Genomic DNA, 18,543 nt, shown 5'->3' on the forward strand with positions numbered 1-18,543 from the left:
AGTAATCTATAATAAAAGCGGTCCGTATCCGGTAGATTTACCGGTACGGACCGCTTTTTTTGATTAATACTTTAACTGGACTATACTGCTGCTGCTCCCGCTGTCATCCCGCTCCGTATACGCAAGCTGCTTGCCCGAGGGGCTCCATGAGGTGGTCATCGTTCCATTGCTCTCCGCAATCTGGACGGACTTGTCAGAAGTCAGATCGTAGACATATAAGGTATGATTCGTTGTACCATTCTCCTCAAGAGTTACACTATAGGCAATCAGCCGCTGATCCGGAGACCAGGAGACGGCCCCAAGCTCGGCGCCTTCCACCAGGGTTCGCGGATTCTTACCGTCTGTGCCGCTGAGCAGCAGCGACTGGGTCGTCTCCTTATATTGCAGGATCAGCATTTGTTCTTCGTCAGATGAAGGGATTACGCTGCTGGCACCCGGAATATTCAAGTCAGCCTTCGCCTTAGTATTCAGGTCCAAGCTATGCAGGGAGTCCTTCGAATTACTGGTGTAATAGATCTTATCCTTGATTTGTCTTACAACAATCAGACCTTCCCCGCCTAGTCCCTCCACCGGGGCAATCTTCATTGAGGTAGCCGTCGCTGTGTAAGCACCGCCGCTGTATGCAGGACCCACTACCGTATCCTTATCCGCCCAATCGGCCCCCATTGCTCCAGCAATGGTATCACCCTTAATGGTGAACGTCTTCTTGGACCCCAGGTCCATTACATTGTAGACTGGATCACCCAGGGAGAATTCACTATAGAGCAGAAACAACTGATCGGCGGACAGCTTGGCATCCCCCAGCATCATGTTCGCCTTCTCTGTAATCAATTCGTATTCGCCGGTATCCAGATGGAAGAAATACAGGCTCTGCGGATAGGAACCCTTCAGCTCTCCCGAGCTGATCGGTCCCAGCTTATCGTTCTGCTTGGACACGACAACGGTTCTATCGTCCTTCCAGTCGGAAATTGCTATTTTCTCATACTGTTTACTTTCCCCTACCGTTACCCCAGCAGCTTCAGCAGGTGCCGGTGTAACCTTTGGCCCTTCCGTAGGCTGGGCAGAAGCTTCTACAGGAGCCGCTGTTGGCTGTGGACTGGGGCTAACCGCCGGAGCACTGGCCTGATTCGAGCTACAAGCTGCAAGTGTCATTAACAAGGCTGGAACTATCGCCAGCTTCCATGTTCGGGTGTTCATTATAGAGACCGCCTCCTTGGGGTTAATACTAATACGTTCAAAAGCCCGGCTCCGCCGAAGATGCCCGGGAATCTCCAGGGTTCCTCGGCCGAATCGGGCCGGGCTGATGTCTATTATACCGTTACAGCCGGAACCGGGCCAGATGCTTCTGCAGGTCCTCGGCCAGGGTAGCCAGATACTGCGCAGAGGAGGACATCTCTCCCATCGCAGTCAGCTGCTCCAGGCTTGCTTCACTGGTGCCCTGAACGTCTGCCGCGCCTTTGCGCGAGATTTCATTCACCGTCGACATGGATTTGGCCACTTCCTCCGATTCCTGCGCGACATGGCCTATGACCTCTGTAATCTGCTCTGTCTGCTCACTGGCAGCCTGAATGGAGGTCTGGATCGCCGTAAAGGCTTCGGATACCACCTCACTCTGCGCTACACCGTGAGAGACAATCCCGGAGCCCTGCTCCATCGATTCTACGGCACTGGCGGTCTGCTGACGGATATGGTTAATGATCTCTGTAATCTGCAGCGAGCTTGTTCCGGTAGCTTCCGCCAGCTTACGGATCTCACCGGCAACTACAGCGAAGCCACGGCCATGCTCGCCCGCCCGGGCGGCTTCGATGGAAGCATTCAGGGACAACAGATTGGTCTGGGTCGCAATCTCATTAATGGTTGTAATAATGGTGTTAATCTCTTCGGACAGGCTGCCCAGGTTGCCGACAATCTGGCGGCTCGCCGAGACACTGGAGTCAATCTCCCGCATCTGGGCCAGAATCTGCTCTACTGCGTCTACACCGCGTTCCGTGGAGGAGGCAGCCTGCTCCATCAGACGGGTCATTTCTTGTCCGCTATACCGGGCTTCGGCAATCTCATAGGACATCGTCCGCACAGACTGCGTAGTCAGGGTAATGCTCTCCGCCTGCACATCGAATCCGGCTGCGATCTCGCCTGAGGTCTCAGCGATCATCTGTGAGGCGTGCGCGGTCTGGTCGGCACTGGCGCTCATCTGCTGGGAGGAGGCCGAGAGAATCTCGGCGCTCTCCGAGACGCCGCGCATCATATTTTTCAACCCGTCCAGCATAGTATTGAACGATGTATTAATCTGGCCGATCTCATCCTTGGACCGGTAAGCGGCAGAGGCCGTCAGATCCCCTTCTTCCGCACGCTTCATCAGCCCCTGCAATTCCTTCAGCGGTCTCGTAATCAATCTGGTGATGATCACACTCAGGACAATACTGAGCAGCAAGGCCAGCGCAATCAGAATGCTGCTTAACGTAACAGAGCTCTTGGCACTGTCAGCCGTCCGTGTATTATGGGCAGACGCATCCTGAATGAATAACGTCGCTGTCTCTTCAAGCAGCCGGACCATTTTGTCACGCAGCTCATTAAAGGTCCGGCCCGTGTACACCTGATATCCTTCATCGTTAAGGTCGTTATCGGCCAGATGGATAATATTATCACGCTGTGAGCGGTAATCCGGCAGCAGCAGGGTATATTCGTTCACATAAGCTGCAATCTTGTCATTGTTGAATTCAATCTTCCTCAGTTCGGCCATCAGCTCATTATTCGTCTGGATATTCTCCTGAATTCTCGCCTTCAGCTCCTGCTTCTTCGCGTCATCCGTGGTAATCAGATCCTCCAGCAGAAAAGACTCAATCGCCCGGTTATTCCCGCGGATCTCCGTTACGAAATAAATCGGCTGCAGGTTCTGCCTGTATGTCTCTTCAGACCTCTCAGCCATTCTGGCTGTCGTCAGGATACCCGTTGTTCCGATCCCGATCAGCAGCAGGATAACCACTGCGATCATTACAATCATTTTATGCTTAATCTTCAGATGTCTCATTTCCTGTTATCCCGCCTTCTCGATATCTAGCTGTAACCTTAATTATCGGAGAATAACATCGAATTGTTGATGGCCCTGCTAAGAAATTTGTCGAATAAAGGAGAAAAATATCATTTTAACAGAGCGATATCCCTTAATTATAATTCCATTCACTCTTGAAGCAAGCCATATTTCTTGCGGAATCTCTGCAGCACCTTGGTCCAGCCTCCGGCCAGCACCGCTAAGAAGAATACATTCGACAAGGCATGGGCCAGATCGAAGTAAAAGCTTGCGGCAAACGTAACGGCAACCAGCCGCCAGCTTAAGGCATCCGGCAGACTGAGAAGGACCCAGATATTCATAATCCAGCCGAACAGGAACCCCCAGATGAAGCCAAAAACCAGCAGCCCGGCTCTCCGGCTCAACAGCCAGCTCCTGCGCAGCCAACCGGCTGTAAGTCCGGTCATGCCCCAGGCAAACATCTGCCATGGTGTCCAGGGCCCCTGCCCGAAGTAAATATTGGAGACCAGGGCAGCGACTGCTCCGATGACGAAGCCCGCCTCTGCCCCGAAGACATAAGCGGAGAGGATGACAACGGCCGACACAGGCTTTACCCCCGGCAACGCAGCAAAAGGAATCCGGCTGACCGCTGCAATAGCGGATAACACAGCCAGCAGCACGAGTTCACGGGACTTGCGCGGCCGGCGCTCCAGACGGATGAACAGCGGCAGGAGAGCAGCCAGCAGCAGCACCACGCTAAGCAGCACATAATGCCGGTCAGTGAAGGCTGCGGTAAGTGCAAGCCCGGCGGTGAAGAGTCCCAGGGCAATTAGCAGCGGAATGCGGAAGCGGGCCATGCGCGAATCACATCCTCTATGGTCAATGCCTGTGGCAGCCAGTCCCGCACTATCCGGTTGACTGCCGTGGTATAGAAGTAATTGCTGCTGAAGAACTCAGCCGGTGTGCCTTCTGCCGTAATTCCCCCGTCAAACAGGAGTGCGCAGCGCGAAGCATGCTTAGCCGCGAATTCTACATCATGCGTTACGATGAGAATACTGATCCCCTGCACGCGCAATTGCTGAAGCAGGGCGGCCAGCCTGTCTTTGGCGGCCGGATCAAGCCCCTTAGTCGGCTCATCCAGCAGCAGGATATCCGGTTTCATGAGCAGCATCATGGCAAGCGCGGTCTGCTGCTGCTGCCCGCCGCTGAGGTCATGCGGATGACTCTGCAGCACCTCCCGGAGCTGGAATACCGCCAGCAAAGCCTCAATCTCGTTTGCTGCTGCCTCTGGCGTTAACCCGGCGTAGCTCCCCATATGCTGCAGCTCCTCGGCTACCGTATCATAGCTGAAATAGAGCAGCGGATTCTGCGCCAGCAGACCTGTAGTCATGCCCTTGGCCAGCTCTATCTTGCCGCGCTGCGGCTTCATCAGCCCGTTCAGCACATGCAGCAGAGTGGACTTGCCCGCACCGTTTCCGCCCATGACGGCCAGGAGCTCCCCCTGCTTAAGCGTCAGCGAGAGCTTCCTCAGGACCTCCCGGCCCTCCTTCTCATACCGGAAGGTCACTTCGCGGCAGGTGAGCAGAGTCTTGGCGAAGGCAGCTTGGAGTCTTTCTGAGGAGGTCATCACGGACGAGACTCCGGCGGGTAATTCAGGTGAATCCTCCCCTGCGGCGGTACCGGAATCGGCGGCGGTACCGGAATCGGCGGCGGCCGTTTCTGCCTTCAGGGAATGCAGCCAGCGTCTGCCCTCGCGTACGGTCAGCGGAATATTCTCCGGCGCAGCCGAATCCGCTCCCGGAGCGAGTGACAAGTACAGGCGTGAAGCGGCTGGCAGGTAGCGCCCAGCCGAGGTCAAGGCTCCACTGCCGGTCTGCCGGGCGAACAGGCGGGGGACGGCATCGGCCAGCAGCTTGCCGTCTTCCAGCATCAACACCCGATCGGCCAGCGGCAGCACCTCCTCCAGCCTGTGCTCGCTGATGATCACTGTGACCGCCATTTCCTCGTTCAGCCGCTGCAGCGCCATAATGAATTCCCGCGCAGCAACAGGATCAAGCTGGGAGGTTGGCTCATCCAGCAGCAGCACCTTGGGCTGAAGCAGCAGCACTGAGGCCAGGTTCATGAGCTGCTTTTGTCCGCCTGACAGCTCATGTACCGGACGGTAGAGCAGCGGCTCCAGCCCGAACAAGCCGCAGATCTCCGCCAGCCGGGTCCGCATGACAGCAGGCGGCAGCCCCAGGTTCTCCATGGAGAAGGCCAGCTCATGCCAGACCGTATCCATCACAATCTGTGCATCCGGGTTCTGGAAGACCATCCCGATCTCCCCGGCGGCTACCGCTGCCGGAAGCCCGGACAGAGGCTGCCCTTTGTAGGTCAAGGTTCCGCTGGATGAACCCACCGGGGCGAGCTCCCGCTTCAGATGGCGCAGCAGGGTGGTTTTGCCGCTGCCGGACGGGCCGCAGAGCACGACAAATTCACCCTCTTCTATGACGAACGATAGCTCATGGAGCGTGTCCCTGTGTTCTTCAGGGTATCGGAAGGATAATTGCTGTGCTTTGAGGATCTCCATAACCATTTCTCCTTTCCTTCCAGTCCCGCAGGAATCAGCACGAACAGGCAGAAGCTTCCGTACATGACGGCCTCCTGCCAGCCGAAGTCCGCTGGTCTCATCCGGGGATAAATCTCCAGCTTGCCGTAGCCCTGCACCCAGAACAGCAGCGTAACCACACCGCTAACGGTTAACAGCAGCATCACCAGCTTATCCTGTAAATCGGCCTTGTATATCGTGTAAGTGCTGCGTTTGGTGCTGCCGTAGCCGCGGGCTGTCATGGAATCTCCTGTCTGGAGTGCTTCCTCCAGCGACCAGGTCAGCAGCACTTTGAGCAGCGTCATTCCGTCCGTCATTCTTTTCTTAAGGCTTCCCGTACCGGTATCTATTCCGCGCAGACGCTGGATCAGTGTAATCTGGCGCAGCCGCCGCTGGAACAGCGGCACGAACCGGATCGCCATCAGCGTCAGCAGCGCCGTTCTAGGCGCAGCCGCCGCGAACAGATACATGAATTTATCTGTAGTCACCGTGTAATTATAGGATATAAACCAGATAAAAATAGTAAGCAGCAGAGTCATCATCATCAGTCCGTACAGTACAGCTTCCAGTGTAATAGGCTGATCCAGCCAGTAGAACAGAATATGCGCCCCCCGATGGGAGAACAGCGGGTTCAGCAAGGCCACGGAAGCTGCCATCAGCAGCATAAAAGGCAAGCCGCGCACCAGCAGCCGCCCTTGTCCCTGCAACAGCAGCAGCGCCAGCAGTCCGGCTATCTCTGTAGCCAGAAATAACGGATGGAAGACCAGCAGAGTGAACAGCAGCAGCCCTGCATAATACAGCAGGGCTACGACCGGATGCATGGAACGAAAGCCGCTGCTCATGGCGCTTTGGCCCCCAGGTCTTTGCCCAGATCAAGCGTATACAGCCACTCGATGGTATCCCCGGGCTCCACGATCCAGCTGCCCGCAGCCTTGGACGGAAATTCTCCATTGACCTTGTACATCCAGCCGCTCTCTGACCCGTGATCATTCTCGTACAAATTATCTATACCTTCCACGTAAGCAAATGTTGCGCGGCCCTGATATTCCATCTGGATCTTCTGCTCCCGCGTAATCCGCTTCAGTAGGTCCAGCACACTCTCGCCCTTCTTGATCTCATACTGGGCAGCGGCCAGAATCACGCCATGCTCCTCATCTCCGGTGATGGAGAGGGTGACCACATTGTCCGGCTTGGGCGTGGCGGCCGGAGAGCGCGTAGCGGCTGGCGGCTTAGCCGTGGCCGCTGGCGCGGGCTTGGGGGTCGGCGGCTTGGGGGTGGCCGCCGGCTTGGCGGGCTCGCTTGCGCCCGCCGAAGGCTGCGCCGCCGCTGCGCCTGGCGACGCCGGGGACTTGGCGGGCTCGCTTGCGCCCGCCGAAGACTGTGTCGCCGCTGCGCCTGGCGACGCCGGGGGCTTGGCGGGCTCGCTTGCGCCCGCCGAAGGCTGCGCCGCCGCTGCGGCTGGCGACGCCGGAGCTGCCGTACCTTCCGCAGGGGCGGAAGGTACGGCAGTGCCCTCAGCGGCTCCCGGCAGCGGAGCCGCTTCGTCTCCAGGCCGCGGCGTCTGCGCGGCCGGGGTCCCGGCGGGCGGCTGCGTGACGCCGCCTGCCTGATCCGGCTGCGCTGAGGAGCAGCCGGGGAGCAGCAATACCATCAGCAGGAGAAGCAGCGGAGCCAGCCTTCCCCGGCCTGTTTTGAATAGATTGAACATTACCTGCACACCTCCACAAAAAGGGAAAAGAACGGGGGCAGTCAGCCTGTTCCCGTTCCTTCATACACCTTATGCTTACTTTTCAACACATATCCAAACGAATTCCAAGCAAAGCCGTCCGTCAAACGAGCCTTCAGCGCTTCGGCAACCCTATACGGCTCATCGGCTCATCGGCATGAGTGCGTTAGTTGGATTTTCTACTCTTAATAATCCAGATTACGCACCTGTAAAGAATTTAGTTGGATTTCCGGCATCTAATTCTGCCCATACCTCATCCTTCTGCAGCTTCAAGCCTGAATAAGTGTCGTTTATCCAACTAGCTCCCGCTCTGCAGCAAATCCGGCCAAATTAGATGTCATTTTTCCACTTATCGTCGGCTCCAGAGTTCGTTCAGTGCCTCCTGCGGTAGTATAGCTGTATATTGAAGCTGATCTTACTCTACCTACCGAACTCTGCTGCTCCCTACAACTAAGGCAATCTAACCGCCACAGCAGCAGCCATCTCACGGGTTACAACTGCGGAAGGCTCGAATGCGCCGCCGGTGCCGCTCATATATCCAAGTCCCGTCACCGTACGGACAGCGGACAATGCATAGTCGCTAATCTTATCTTCGTCGCTGAATTTACCTGCTCCTGCTCCTGCTCCAGCTGATGCCGCATCCAGCTTAAAAGCTCTAACCATCATCACAGCCATATCCTGGCGCGTAACCAGCCCGTCCGGCTTAAACGTCTTGGCCGTCACACCGCTGATGATTCCTAGCTCCTTCGCCCGGTTCACTGTTCCATAATACCATGTACCGGCCTTAACATCACTGAAGGCCCCAGCAGAAGACGCCGCAGACGGCTCGTTCCCGGTTAACCGCAGCAGCAGCGCTGCAAATTCAGCACGGGTAATATTCTTTTTCGGTGCAAACAGCAGGCTGTCCTCACTCACACCGTTCATCAGCTTGCGGTCATACGCCGTGTATACCGACTCCAGCGCCCAAGGCGAGATCGACTTCACATCGGCAAAAGCCGGACGGTCCGCCGCAGCAGAAGCCACGGTTACCGGGACCGTATGACGGACGATGGCTGGGGTTTTATCCTTCAGATATCCCGTAACCGTCAGGGTATATTTATTCGCTGGCAGTCCTCCGGCCACAACAGCCACGCCTGCAGCATCTGTAACTGCTGTTTTACCGCCAATGGTTACCTGTACGCCTGCTGCCGGTGAGGTTACCGGATCGGAGGTGAAGGTCGCCTCATTCCAGACCCATTGTTTCTGGGTTACCTGCACCTTCAGATCTTGTCCAGGCTGCGGCTGTGCGGGAGTCACGGTTACGGCATCAACCACCTGCGTGTTGTCCCCGCCATAGTAGACCACAATGCGGTCATTCTCCTCCAGTGCGAAGTCGCCCATGCCTACACTTGGATAGATCCATGCTCCGCCGCGTGCGACTACATACATCCAGCCATCATATCCGCCAAACGTACCCGCAGTCACGCCGCCGATCCCCGTCACATAATTGCCTGCTTCATTGACCAAGGCCAGGCGCTTGGCTGCTGCTGTCTTGTCCAGTGCCGTAAGCACATTTCCAGCGTATACGCTGCCTTCAGCCAAGGTTCCATTTGGACCCTCAACAGTAACGGAGACACTTACCTGAGGATTCTTCACTGGTGTGCCGCTAAAGTCAAAGAGCTTACCGCCTGTTCCAAACAGCTTGTACGCTACCAAAGCCTCCAGCGCCTGCTCTGTAGAGAGCGGATTGGAGCTGCCGCCTGCAGTGTGGGCGAATCCGCCGCCCTCTGCGCTGAAGCTCAGCAGCTTGCTGACCAGATTAATCTGGCCTTTCGTATAATCTGCTCCTGCAGGATCAATGCCGAAGGCAGACAGACCGATAATGGCCTGAGCTACACTCTCGCTGCTGTCGCCATATCCGCCGTTCTTATCCTGTGCCTTAGCCAGCCAGGCTGCCGCCCGCTGACCAGCAGCATTCACTGCCGCTTCCTGCTTGTGTCCAGCCAGTGCGTTCAGCACCATCGCTGTCATATCCGGATCACTCGCACCCGTGGTCAGGGTGAAGCCGCCGTCCGGGTTCTGCTTCGCCAGAATCTCTGCCAGCAGCTTCGACGGTGTCCATTTCGCATTGGCCGAGATCGTATAGCTGCCGGAATCCAGAGCCAGCAGTGCATAGACCGGATTATTCAGCGTCTGGCCCGTAATTTTATCGTTATTGTACAGCTTCTCGATCAGGTTATAGCCTGACACATTCGCCGGATCGCCGCCCAGTGCCTTAACAGCCAGCGTGATCCGGGCATAGTCCGTAGCTCTGGCAAAAACACCCTTAGCCTCAGCCACCTTGCCCTCAAGCGCCTTCAGATAGCCGGCTGGAACCTTGTAGCCCGCTTGCGCAAGGCCAATCGCCTGCCAGTCCGACTGGACTCCGTTCTTCAGCATGAACTCCGCAGTAGCATAGACCGCAGCGGTTACGCTGGCTGCCTCACTTGCGGGCAGAGCGGATACCGCGGATGCGGAAGTTCCGCCTACCTGTGCAGCAGCAGCTTGTCCTGCCGGGACTACGGCTGCTCCGAGCAGTGCGAACAGCATAATGACAGCTAGTCCCAGCCGTGTGAATCTGGATGATAGAGAGTGATTCTTCATAACTAACCTCTTTCCTGAAATAGAATGGATGAATCCTGCTTCCTTACGCAAATAGAGCGGCAACCTAAAGACCGCCCTGTGCAGGGCGGCCGGGGAAGAATACAATACAGGGCGGCTGAAGGAGCCGATTGCTCTCCCGCATTAACATACAATACAGCATATACAGCCCTCGCCAATATCAGCATCTGCTTCCACATTCTTACCCCCGAAGAATAGAAACAACAACGAAAAAGGCAGGTCTCCTGGCTCATACTTCACCGCTTCCCCCGCCTTCCCATCCCATTAGCAGACAGTGGCTCCTCAGGAGTTGCTCCGTATTTACAGTGGCGGGACCGCGCCGGACTTGCACCGGGCTTCCCTTTTAAGCAGATTCCTCTATAAGACAATAGCCCTGCCAGCATCTGCTGGCAACAGCGTACGGTCTCTTAGACATCCGCACCTTTTCCCAAAGCTTATTAAATTTTAAGATTCTCAAACCATCATATCGACTATTTCCATGTATGTCTATAGACAAGCTATATCTATTCCATCCGCCCCGAGACCCCGCCTATTCCGCAGCAAAAATCCTGAACAGCACATGCCCGCTACCCCGGCACATCGTACTATTCAGGACTATGGAGTCATTCTTCTGCTGGTTAATTAAGACGTTGGCGGTACTAGCGGAGACAGCGGCAGCAGGCGATTGTATTATGTACATTAGAATTGGTGTAAAAGCGGCCGATAACGCATTCTGCTGCATTTCATACAATCGATTGTGGCAAAGAACCCTCCGCCGGGCCGAATTTCCAAAATCTAATGTACCGAATACAACAGAACGCCATATAAGCTCCAATATGCCTGATTCTAGTGTACAAAGTGCGATAAAGCAGTTTCTTACGGACACCAGCATACCTATCTGCTACATTCCATATATTCCAGCCTGCCGGAGCACTAATAAATGCACTACGATAAGGTAAAGTAGGATGAGCCGCTAGCCGATCATCAGGTTTAAACTAATCAGTCTTTAATTTAACTCCTTCGCTTGCTGAGGGTCTGCCGTACCCCGACGAAGGTGCACACTGTATGCTTAAATGCAATCTGTACAACTAAATCGTCTGATTTACCGCCAAATGTACTTTTAGCTGTATTTCGTGCACCTAAAATGCTTCTGTATCCGGCTTTTCGCCCATTCGGGCAAATTTAGTTGTATGGAATACAGTTAGGATAGGTCTGCCCTTCTTTTCACTGTTTTTAGTTGTACAGAGTACACCTATCTCTGAAGGTAATGTTACCCGATCGCACTAGTTAAAAAATGTAAACAGCCAGCTTGTTGCCGCTGCTTTATTCTGCATCCGTGTCTGCTTCCGGGCTTGCGGAAGCGGATGGCTCTGCACTAGGCGCGGCTGTGGCTGTGGCCTCCGGGGCGCTGCCCGGATCTGCCGCCAGCTTCAGCGAGTAGCCTCCGGCGGTGATCATATCACCTGCTGCCAGCTTCGCGCCTGCTGAAAGCTCCACCGTCACCTCGTATACGCGTGACGGAGGAGTTCCCGCCGCCGCTGGAGGGGCGGTGGCTTCACTGTCCGCATCGCCGTCCGCTCCGGCGCCTGCATTACCCTTCGCACCGCCGTCTACTCCGGCGCCTGCCTTACCGCTCGCACCGCCGTCCGCTCCAGCGCCTGCCTTACCACTCGCATCGCCGTCTACTCCGGCGCCTGCCTTACCACTCGCATCGCCGTCTACTCCGGCGCCTGCCTTACCGCTCGCATCGCCGTCCACTCCAGCGCCTGCTTCCCCCTTCACGCCGCCGTCCGCTCCGGCGCCTGCTTCAACCTGGCAACTGCTAACCGTTGCCTTAACCTCGTAGTCCGTAACGCCGCTGGCGGACTCCACCTTGATCCGCTCCGGCTTGAAGGCGGAGCATTCCGCCGCATCAGTGAAGCTGAACACCAGCTTACTGCTGTTGCTCTTGCCTGCTCCTCCGCTTCCCGCATCTCCGCCACTGTTCCCGCCGGTCCCTGCATCACCGCCATTATTCCCACCAGTTCCTGCATTTCCGCCACTATCCCCGCCTGTCCCTGCATCTCCGCCGATAAGCCGGACAGAGACCGGGGCCGCTACAGCGGCCCCTCCGGTCACTGCCGGAAGCGGGCTGGGGCTGGCCACCGGCGCGGCTGTATCCTTGCCGCGTCCCCCAAGCTGGCTCAGCAGGATAACCGCCGCAATCAGAATGATCCCGAGGATGCTCCCTGAGATCAGGATTTGAAATCGGCTGCGGCTGACCCACCGCGCCAGCGGCGAAGCCAGCTGGGCGCGGGCTTCATTGTAGACAGTCTGCATAGCAGGCGTTGCTGTGTCGAGATGGGTTTTGCGGAATTCACGGTTCTTGAATGCCTCGCGGTCGCTCTTCAGGAAGTATCTCAGCACGGCCCGCTTGTAATTCGGCCACAGCTTCTTGCCGGAGCTTGCGAACAGCCAGCTATGCTGCGACCAGTCCAGGAACCGGTACACTGTCTCCTTGTCATTGCCCGCTTTGCGGACCACCAGATCCAGCAGCGCATCATAATCCAGCGGCCCGCCTTCACGTTCACTGCTGTGATAGAAGGCCAGCGGCAGCCGGTCGAACGGCTCAAGACTCCGCGCTTCCTTCAGCCACCGCGCACCGAGCAGCTGTACATCGTCCAGCTCACGCGGTGTCAGTCCGGCAAAAATCTCCTCGTCCGGCGACTCCTCCCCGAACCAGCGGTAGGCTGCACGCAGCGCATTCGCTTTGCGCTTCGCAATCGCATCGAGCGGCGGCTGCCAGTCTGCCGTATCCCGGTAACGCAGGAACGAGATCTCCAGCAGCTGCTCCATCGTCAGCTCGTCCAGCGAGAGCCGGTTCAGCAGGAAGCGGTCAGCAACCGTGCCGAGCTCCTCCATAACGGACAAGGCCTCCGGGTATACGCCGCCTCTGCGGCGCTGCTTCTCCGCCTGCTGGACCGCTTCATGAACAGCCGTTACCGCCGCTACCGGATCGGATTCCCGCTGCAGCTTCTCCAGCAGATATTCCTTGAAGGTATCCCGTACCGCTGCCTGCTGAAGCACCTCCGGAAGACTCCGGCCAAAGTGGCCCACGAGGCGGAGGATATCCGCCGTTCCGGCAGCGGCTGCCAGCCGGGATTCCAGATACGGCTCGAACAGCGCTCTGCGGAAGAGAGATTGGGACAGCACTTTTTTGAAGAACGCCTCACTAAGCTCCGCATCGCTCTCAATAATCCCGTAAGCCGCCGCCAGCACATCCTCCCGGCCCCCGGACTGGCAGTTCAGCATCCCGTTGATGAAGTAATCGACGATCTTCACCCGGTAATTATGGCCCGGCAGCGCGTAATACGCCTTGAACTGTTCCAGGATCTCCGTTGACGGAATCCCCTTCTTGCGGATCAGATCATATTCGCGGTCGAACCGCTCCAGGAACATATCATTCAGCCGCACCCGCGAGTCCAGCTTCCCCTCCGGCTTCAGATAGGACAGCAGGCCGCCAAGTATAGCGTTCTTGTTATCTGTATATAAGGCTTCGTTGCCTTGCTCAATTTCATAAAAGACCGCCAGCTCATTGTAGAGCGCCAGCGACAGCTTACGGTCCGCACTCTCCCCGAGCAGCAGGCTGTCGGCAAACTTAGCGAAATCACGGAGGCTTCCGCCCTTCTCCACCAGCGTCTTCCAGGCCAAATCGGCATAGATCTGCCGCGACTCGCCGAAGTCGGTATTCAGGAACCTTGCCCCTGCCAGATCGAAGATATAATCCTTCTCGATATTCCGGTCACCCGGACGCAGAGAGCCCTTCTCCACGAAGGTCAGGTGAATATATTTGCGGCTTTGCGGCTCCTTAGCATACGTGATCACTCCCAGCCTGCGGCGGAAGTCATACGGCAGCGCAGCGAAGATGACCTCCGTCAGCCGGGCCGCACGCTGCGACAACTCACTGATGGGTACATCCAGCGCTACATAGATTTTCTTCTTCCCGGCTACGGACAGCATCACTGCCTGCAGCAGGGCTTTGAACAGCTCTTCTGTGAAGCCTAGACCGGACAGCACGCTGCGCGGGTCTGACGGCTCGTCCAGCGGACGGGTTGCCACAGGAATCGAATCCAGTTCAGGCAGTGTCCCGCCAGGCTCCCCTTCATAGCTCCGGGCAAACCCCGCATGCAGCCAGTCCCCGTACCCCTCGACAATCTCTTCGGAGCGGATAGGCGGCACCACGAAATTATGGGCAAAAAAAGCGCTCCGCTGCCCCGTGAAATCCGCCGCCAGATACCGGCTCTCTCCGATCACTGTCTCGTTGCTCTCCGTATGGAACAGATGCAGCGCAGCAGGATACAGCTCCTCATCCTTCTCGCCGCGTGCCGTAAGCTCAGCCGGGGCATCGTAGAGGCAGAAGGGATGCAGAATTTTTTTGACAAAATTATTATCGAGACTCTCCGATTTCGCTACCGTATCGAAGCCCTCTGTCGACCGGTATACGCCACGGCGCTCGCGGGTATACATCTGCTGGGTGATCATGGACCCTGACAATCTGTTCACGGCCCGTCGCTCCCCTCAATATAATTCAGCTTGTGCAGCAGCCAGATGAACGGCTCATCCACCCGGATCGGGCTGACTACGCCTTCCACCTTCTGATTGACCGGATTGCTGCCCAGCGCAGACACGGCGAAGTACCCGGTATTCGCAAAATACACATCCATCGTATCCTTGAACGGACGGTCCACCTTCTCAATGAAGCGCCGGATTTCACCGTCGATGTTGTGGAACTCGTCCAGGTTCAGCGTTTTGCGGTGCACATAGTTGTTGAACACATTGCTGTTCGACTTGATATAGTCGCCATCCTCATCCTTGAGGGAGTGGAGCATATCGCTTTTGGCCAGGACGACTGCGGTCGGAATCTCGGTCTTGCTCTTCTCCTGATAGGCGATGAAATCACCGAACATGGTCAGCACCACATCACGCGGCTCATCATACTGCGATACCCACTCCCCCGGACGGTCACCGAAGTTAATGCGGATCTTCTCCCGGACCGAACGGATCTGCAGCGGATCGACCATGAACAGAATCCCTGCGGAGTTCTTGATATGCTGGCCGTGCAGGCCCAGATAATCCTGATCGACCATTCCTTCACCGGCCACATCGAAGAACACCAGCGTCAGCGGGGGCTTGGACTCATCCTTGAACACGAACTGGAAAATAAACGGCTCCTGCATCTTCTCCTTCTGGGTAGACGCCAGCAGATCCCCCCGCTCGAACAGCGGCTCCTCATACAGGGTGCGGAATTTGCGGCTGATCTCGGCATTCAGCGGCATACAGGCTGCGTCGAAATGCCCTGCCGTTGTATGCTGGAGCGTATGGATCAGCGAGGTCATATAGACAGACTTCCCGACCTGGGAAGCCCCGATAATCGAGATAATATTGCTAGGCACCTTGCCGGCCGTTACAGGCAGCTCGTTATGGCAGGACGGACAGAGCCGTCTGCGGGTCATCACCCCATAGCGGTCGGTGAGCCCGGTCAGCACGTTGTCTGTATAATGATGGTACTCCTCCGGGATATCCGCCGGATGCAGAACCGCTTCCATATCATCCACCGTATCGAGGCCGAAGCGCTCCCGGTATTTATTCAGCAGATCATCCTCACCGAGCGCATAATTCTCATCATCCTCACGGCTGTGCATGGCCCGGAACACCACTTCCTCCGGCTCAAAGCGCGTGAAGCAGAACGGGCAGACAATATCGTAATACAGCGGCCTTGCTGCAGGCTGATTCTTCTTCATGAAACGGCTAAAAAAAGACATCTCTCATCCTCCTCAGGGTTGTGTCAGCACCCGGTATGCTGCTCCCGCTCACTCGGGAACCAGCTCATAATACGCCCCGTATTTAGGCCCGTCGGTGAAAAAAATACGGATAAAGTCGTCCTTGCCGACCTCAATCGGCGGGAGCTGGTTGCGCCCGGGAGCGAAGTCCTGGACGAACGGGAACCTTGCACCGTCCTCCTTGGAGGATGGATGCGCATCCCGCTTTTTGACGTAGCAGAGCACTTCCTTCGGCACCGGCACCTCGGCAGTAATCGTCATCTGCACGGTTTTCAGCTTGCTGAATAACCCTTTTTTGTGCTGGACCGCGTAGTAGATCCTCGCTTTGCCCGCGCTGACAAGCGCCCGGTTACCGCCATCCTGCTGGCGGACCAGCAGCGTCTCTCCATTCCCGCTAAGCCGCACGTAAATGGTATAAGCCACCATCCCGATCTCGTCCAGCCGGTCCCGGTATCCGTTATTCGCTTTGTATTCTTCACGCGTGTAGAGCTTCATGCCCGGAGGCGGATGCTCATGACTGTCCGGTGCCTCCGCAGAGGCCTTATGAATATATACCGCCTGTACACCGTCCGGCCAGCGCCAGCGCAGCGTACAGAACCGGTCCTCCACTCTGGATACAACTTCGGTAATCACCGGTGCTCCAGCGTCTGCCTCGGCGTACTTCATGGCAACCTGCCCCTTTCCCTGCATGCTCTAGAACCCTTTACTGCCGCGGTTACGGCGGGGTGAATGAATACTGTCCGCCGGCGCATTACCAGCTCCGGCAGCTCTTCCCCGGCGCGACAGGCTCCCTTCCCCTACAGGCACGATATATGTGAACAAGGTGAGAATAGCCGCCAGAACGAGCAGCGCCAGCAGCCGGGTCATAGGGTCCCAGAGCGTGTCGCCGTTCAGGCCGGATTCCAGAATCAGCCCCGCCACAAGTCCAGATACCGCGCCCCCGACACTGAAGCTCCGGGCCAGATGGCGGTTATCGAACACAATGCCAAGGCCCAGACCCAGCGCCGTGCCGAGCAGCATCAATGCCAGCACACGTACCACAGCATAATATGGGCTGTCTGCCGTCTGGTCGCTGCGTTCGGTCAGCAGTGTCCGGTCGCCCAGACGGTCATAAATCTGCTGGAATACATCGCCAAGCCGGTTCGCATCAGCCACATCATAATACTGTCCGCCAGTGGCGCTGGCGATATTCTGGAGCAGACTAGCGCCGGACGGATCATCCAGGGCCAGCCCGATCGTATTTACTTTAATTCCCCGGGCCACATAGTCTGTCAGCTCCGTTGCGGTATTGAACTGGCTGACACCGTCGGATAACAGAATAACCATCGCCCCGCGGTCCGCGCCGTCTTCATGAATCACCTTCATCGCTTCGGCCAGCGCGCCGCTGATATTCGTTCCGCCTTCGGTCGTCTTCAGGCTGCTGATGACCTCCATCACCTTCTCGCGGTTCGCCGCTTTGGAGAGCGGGAGCAGCGGCTGGACGACGGAAGCCTCATTGCTGAAGGTGACTACGGCGACTTTGTTGTCTTTTTTGAGCTGCTGCACCAGATTCTTGGCCGCCGCGTAGCGCCGGTCTGACGGGTCGCTCTGCGACATGCTGCCGGAATCATCGATGACCATGACGACATTCTTCACCGGCTTGCTGCCGCCGAAGTTCAGCTCGTACACGAACTCGGTCAGCGTGCCCACGCCAAGCAGCAGCACGACCATGAGCGGGAACATTTTCCATGAGGTGCCCAGATAACGCAGCTTCCAGGACTGTCCGTTCAGCCTCGGCGAGATCGTCTCTGCGACCAGAGCGCCTATTCCAACACATAAGGCCACAATGGCAAAATAAATGCCGACCAGCACCATCTGCGGTAAATCATACGGCCTGCGGTCCAGCAGCAGCTCACCGAGCACAAACGCTACACCCGCGCCGAGCAGACTGAACAGCAGCAGGAGCAGATTGATTTTTCGCTGCATTGCATTTCATCCTTTCCGGGAAAAGCTTGATCAACACACGCTTCCCCATTCCATTCTATTGCACATCCGGCAGCAGAATGAATGAGAATTGTCCTATGAAGCCTGTTTGGTTAGGCCCGCACCCAGGTCCGGGACCGGGACCCGGAGCCTGGGCATTATTATGGTGAACCCTCGGATTTTCGGCCGCCCCCAGTAATCAGGTGCACTAGTGCTCCTCATTTGGTAGTTCGGCATACTTTCGGTGAATTCAGGTGCACTAGTGCTCTTCATTTGGTGGTTTGGCACACGTTCGTGAGAAATCAGGTGCACTAGTGCTCCTCATTTGGTGGTTCGGCACACGTTCGCTGAAATCAGGTGCACTAGTGCTCCTCATTTGGTGGTTTGGCATACTTTCGGTGAAATCAGGTGCACTATTACCGACACTCGCCAGCACCAAAGGGATTTATCCCTCTCTTCCCGCCATCCGGTCCACTTTCAGCAGCATTAAAGGGATTTATCCCTCTCTTTCCCGCCATCCGGTCCACTTTCAGCAGCACCAAAGGGATTTATCCCTCTCTTTCCTCCATCCGGCCCGCTTTCAGCAGCATTAAAGGGATTTATCCCTCTTTTTCCAGCCATTCGGCCCACTTTCGGCAGCATTAAAGGGATTTTTCCCTCTCTTTCCGCCATCCGGTCCACTTTCAGCAGCATTAAAGGGATTTATCCCTCTCTTTCCGCCATCCGGCCTACTTTCAGCAGCACATGGTCAGCCGCCGAACTCATGTGGACTATAGATCCAACGGCTATAGCAGCCTGACCATAAATAATAGTTTGTCATAAC

The 18,543-nt window shown here is 56.5% G+C and carries 13 protein-coding genes and 1 riboswitch; of the genes, 1 reads left to right on the top strand and 12 read right to left on the bottom strand.

Translation table 11 applies throughout. From position 1 onward, the window contains the following. Nucleotides 1-63: 63 nt before the first annotated feature. The 6 genes from MKY96_RS24045 to MKY96_RS24070 all read right to left on the bottom strand — a co-directional run bounded on the left by MKY96_RS24045 (nucleotide 64) and on the right by MKY96_RS24070 (nucleotide 7,302). Nucleotides 64-1,197: a hypothetical protein gene (locus tag MKY96_RS24045; protein WP_340943923.1), complete on the bottom strand. Its 1,134-nt coding sequence runs from the start codon at nucleotides 1,195-1,197 to the stop codon at nucleotides 64-66. A gap of 121 nt (nucleotides 1,198-1,318) precedes the next feature. After that, on the bottom strand, nucleotides 1,319-3,028 hold the full coding sequence (locus MKY96_RS24050) for a methyl-accepting chemotaxis protein (protein WP_340943925.1): 1,710 nt from the start codon (nucleotides 3,026-3,028) through the stop codon (nucleotides 1,319-1,321). Nucleotides 3,029-3,177: 149 nt separating this feature from the next. Next, nucleotides 3,178-3,864, bottom strand: coding sequence for an ECF transporter S component (locus MKY96_RS24055; protein WP_340943926.1), 687 nt, complete (start codon nucleotides 3,862-3,864; stop codon nucleotides 3,178-3,180). Next, nucleotides 3,837-5,576, bottom strand: a complete 1,740-nt coding sequence (locus MKY96_RS24060) for an ABC transporter ATP-binding protein (protein ID WP_340943927.1) — start codon at nucleotides 5,574-5,576, stop codon at nucleotides 3,837-3,839. Before MKY96_RS24060 ends, MKY96_RS24055 begins: the two co-directional genes overlap by 28 nt. Next, nucleotides 5,492-6,436 carry an energy-coupling factor transporter transmembrane component T gene (locus tag MKY96_RS24065; protein ID WP_340943929.1) on the bottom strand — a complete coding sequence of 315 codons (945 nt, stop codon included), beginning with the start codon at nucleotides 6,434-6,436 and terminating at the stop codon, nucleotides 5,492-5,494. Before MKY96_RS24065 ends, MKY96_RS24060 begins: the two co-directional genes overlap by 85 nt. Then, nucleotides 6,433-7,302: a DUF4430 domain-containing protein gene (locus MKY96_RS24070; protein WP_340943931.1), complete on the bottom strand. Its 870-nt coding sequence runs from the start codon at nucleotides 7,300-7,302 to the stop codon at nucleotides 6,433-6,435. The genes MKY96_RS24065 and MKY96_RS24070 overlap by 4 nt, the downstream gene beginning before the upstream one ends. Here MKY96_RS24070 and MKY96_RS24075 point away from each other — a divergent pair. Then, nucleotides 7,286-7,603, top strand: coding sequence for a hypothetical protein (locus tag MKY96_RS24075; protein ID WP_340943934.1), 318 nt, complete (start codon nucleotides 7,286-7,288; stop codon nucleotides 7,601-7,603). The genes MKY96_RS24070 and MKY96_RS24075 overlap by 17 nt on opposite strands. A 167-nt stretch (nucleotides 7,604-7,770) precedes the next feature. Here MKY96_RS24075 and MKY96_RS24080 read toward each other — a convergent pair whose 3' ends face one another. The 6 genes from MKY96_RS24080 to MKY96_RS24105 form a co-directional block, all read right to left on the bottom strand. Further along, nucleotides 7,771-9,942: an S-layer homology domain-containing protein gene (locus tag MKY96_RS24080; protein WP_340943937.1), complete on the bottom strand. Its 2,172-nt coding sequence runs from the start codon at nucleotides 9,940-9,942 to the stop codon at nucleotides 7,771-7,773. Between the two features lie 215 nt (nucleotides 9,943-10,157). Next, a riboswitch (cobalamin riboswitch) is annotated at nucleotides 10,158-10,351 on the bottom strand. A 911-nt stretch (nucleotides 10,352-11,262) separates the two neighbouring features. Continuing rightward, the gene (locus MKY96_RS24085) at nucleotides 11,263-14,481 is read right to left on the bottom strand and encodes a GAP1-N2 domain-containing protein (RefSeq protein ID WP_340943938.1); all 3,219 of its coding nucleotides are present in this window, start codon (nucleotides 14,479-14,481) and stop codon (nucleotides 11,263-11,265) included. Beyond that, nucleotides 14,478-15,740 carry a hypothetical protein gene (locus tag MKY96_RS24090; RefSeq protein WP_036731360.1) on the bottom strand — a complete coding sequence of 421 codons (1,263 nt, stop codon included), beginning with the start codon at nucleotides 15,738-15,740 and terminating at the stop codon, nucleotides 14,478-14,480. The genes MKY96_RS24085 and MKY96_RS24090 overlap by 4 nt, the downstream gene beginning before the upstream one ends. A 48-nt stretch (nucleotides 15,741-15,788) precedes the next feature. Then, entirely contained in the window at nucleotides 15,789-16,424 is a 636-nt protein-coding gene (locus MKY96_RS24095) for a beta-mannanase (protein ID WP_340943941.1), read from the bottom strand. Between the two features lie 27 nt (nucleotides 16,425-16,451). Continuing rightward, on the bottom strand, nucleotides 16,452-17,723 hold the full coding sequence (locus MKY96_RS24100) for a vWA domain-containing protein (RefSeq protein ID WP_340943943.1): 1,272 nt from the start codon (nucleotides 17,721-17,723) through the stop codon (nucleotides 16,452-16,454). Nucleotides 17,724-18,206: 483 nt separating this feature from the next. Further along, nucleotides 18,207-18,413, bottom strand: coding sequence for a hypothetical protein (locus tag MKY96_RS24105; RefSeq protein ID WP_340943946.1), 207 nt, complete (start codon nucleotides 18,411-18,413; stop codon nucleotides 18,207-18,209). Between the last annotated feature and the right edge of the window lie 130 nt (nucleotides 18,414-18,543).

Origin of the sequence: Paenibacillus sp. FSL R7-0302 (genome assembly GCF_038006885.1) — a bacterium.
GTDB lineage: Bacteria > Bacillota > Bacilli > Paenibacillales > Paenibacillaceae > Paenibacillus_AQ.

Bases quoted from the DNA above. Each gene is read 5' to 3' on its own strand.
- MKY96_RS24045 (WP_340943923.1), bottom strand. From the start codon at position 1,197: ATGAACACCCGAACATGGAAGCTGGCGATAGTTCCAGCCTTGTTAATG.
- MKY96_RS24050 (WP_340943925.1), bottom strand. From the start codon at position 3,028: ATGAGACATCTGAAGATTAAGCATAAAATGATTGTAATGATCGCAGTG.
- MKY96_RS24055 (WP_340943926.1), bottom strand. From the start codon at position 3,864: ATGGCCCGCTTCCGCATTCCGCTGCTAATTGCCCTGGGACTCTTCACC.
- MKY96_RS24060 (WP_340943927.1), bottom strand. From the start codon at position 5,576: ATGGAGATCCTCAAAGCACAGCAATTATCCTTCCGATACCCTGAAGAA.
- MKY96_RS24065 (WP_340943929.1), bottom strand. From the start codon at position 6,436: ATGAGCAGCGGCTTTCGTTCCATGCATCCGGTCGTAGCCCTGCTGTAT.
- MKY96_RS24070 (WP_340943931.1), bottom strand. From the start codon at position 7,302: ATGTTCAATCTATTCAAAACAGGCCGGGGAAGGCTGGCTCCGCTGCTT.
- MKY96_RS24080 (WP_340943937.1), bottom strand. From the start codon at position 9,942: ATGAAGAATCACTCTCTATCATCCAGATTCACACGGCTGGGACTAGCT.
- MKY96_RS24090 (WP_036731360.1), bottom strand. From the start codon at position 15,740: ATGTCTTTTTTTAGCCGTTTCATGAAGAAGAATCAGCCTGCAGCAAGG.
- MKY96_RS24095 (WP_340943941.1), bottom strand. From the start codon at position 16,424: ATGAAGTACGCCGAGGCAGACGCTGGAGCACCGGTGATTACCGAAGTT.
- MKY96_RS24100 (WP_340943943.1), bottom strand. From the start codon at position 17,723: ATGCAGCGAAAAATCAATCTGCTCCTGCTGCTGTTCAGTCTGCTCGGC.
- MKY96_RS24105 (WP_340943946.1), bottom strand. From the start codon at position 18,413: ATGCTGCTGAAAGTGGACCGGATGGCGGAAAGAGAGGGAAAAATCCCT.